The sequence below is a fragment of the Nonomuraea cypriaca genome (assembly GCF_015645445.1).
Taxonomy (GTDB): domain Bacteria; phylum Actinomycetota; class Actinomycetes; order Streptosporangiales; family Streptosporangiaceae; genus Nonomuraea; species Nonomuraea cypriaca.
Window position 1 is genome coordinate 1 of record NZ_JADOGI010000513.1, and the last position, 1,493, is coordinate 1,493.

A 1,493-nucleotide genomic window follows, 5' to 3' on the forward strand; every position below is an offset into this window, starting at 1 on the left:
GGGGCTGGTGGCGTCGGGGTTGTGCGGCGGGGTGCCGGCGGCGATGATCGCGCTCGGGGTGCGCTCCGGCCGGCTCGACTCGCATCACATCGTGGACCGCGCCCGCCGCACCGGCCCGCTGCTGGCCGCCGTGGCCGCCGTTCTGGTGGCGCTGGCACTGCTGGTCGTGCTGGGCGCGCCGGCGCTGCTCGTCGCCACCGTGACCGCGATGCTGGTCGCGCTGGGCGTGACCGTGCCGATCACGCTGCGCTGGAAGATCTCCTTCCACGCCGCCGTCTGCGCGGGCACCGTGGTGGTGCTCACCAAGGTGCTGCCCGCGTGGCCGGCCGCGATCGCCGGGGCCGCCGTGGTGGCGCTGGTGTGCTGGGCCCGGGTACGCCTCACGCACCACACCTGGGCGCAGGTGGCCGCGGGGGCGGCGGTCGGCACGCTGACCACCTGGGCGACCCTGGCGGCGTTCGGCCTCGGCTGACGGCTGGAATAGCGGTGTGGCCGCCGGGGTTCTCGCGGACATGGATGCCACGAACCGCGGCCGGGTACGCGTGGAGCGTACGGCCAAGCGTGTCAGGACCTACCTCGGCGGCCGGGTGGTGGCCGACACCACCGCCGCCCTCCTGGTGTGGGAAGTCCCCTACTACCCCACCTACTACTTCCCGCTGGGCGACGTGGACGCCACCGCGCTCAAGCCCTCCGGGACCACCAAGCACTCTCCGAGCAGGGGCGAGGCCACCGTCCACACGGTCACCTCGGGCACCGGCGAGGCCCCCGACGCGGCGCTGATCTACGCTGACTCGCCGCTGGAGCAGATCCGCGGCCACGTCCGATTCGAGTGGGCGGCCATGGACGCCTGGTTCGAGGAGGACGAGGAGGTGTTCTTCCACGCGCGCGACCCGTACACGCGGGTGGACATCCTCCCCAGTTCGCGGCACGTGCGGGTCGAGGTGGACGGCGTCACCGTGGCCGACACCCGTAGTCCGCACATCCTCTTCGAGACCGGGTTGCCCGCCCGCTACTACCTGCCGAAGACCGATGTGCGCCTCGACCTGCTGGAGCGCACCGGCACCGTCTCCCACTGCCCGTACAAGGGGACGGCCGAATACTGGTCGGTCAATGGCAAGGAGGACCTGGCCTGGTCCTACCGGACGCCGCTGCCGGAGAGTCAGAAGGTGACCGGGCTGGTCGCGTTCTACAACGAGAAGCTCGACATCTACGTCGACGGCGAGCTCCAGGAGCGTCCGAAGACCAAGTTCGCCTGAAGTTGACAAGCGGCGATCCCGTGCAACACCCTTTCACTATTCGAATAGTGAAAGGGTGTTTTGATGATCGGGTTCCAGCTCGACCGCGGCTCGGGAGTGGCCACGTACCTGCAGATCGTCCACCAGGTCAGGCAGGCGCTCAGGCTCGGCACGCTGCGGCCCGGCGATCAGTTGCCGACCGCCCGTGAGGTGGTCGAGAGCCTGGCCATCAACCCCAACACCGTGCTCAAGGCGTAC

At 70.1% G+C, this 1,493-nt stretch carries 3 protein-coding genes; all 3 read left to right on the forward strand.

Annotation, left to right across the window (positions count from 1 at the left end; translation table 11 throughout):
- The coding region (locus ITP53_RS55275; protein WP_207757770.1) for a hypothetical protein at positions 1–472 on the forward strand (472 nt) is incomplete at its 5' end.
- 40 nt (positions 473–512) lie between these two features.
- Positions 513–1,256, forward strand: coding sequence for a DUF427 domain-containing protein (locus ITP53_RS55280; protein WP_195903476.1), 744 nt, complete (start codon positions 513–515; stop codon positions 1,254–1,256).
- 63 nt (positions 1,257–1,319) lie between these two features.
- Positions 1,320–1,493: GntR family transcriptional regulator (locus ITP53_RS55285; RefSeq protein ID WP_195903477.1), on the forward strand; the 174-nt coding region annotated here is incomplete at its 3' end.

Excerpts from the sequence above, each read along its gene's own strand:
- ITP53_RS55280 (WP_195903476.1), top strand. The coding sequence starts at position 513 with ATGGATGCCACGAACCGCGGCCGGGTACGCGTGGAGCGTACGGCCAAG.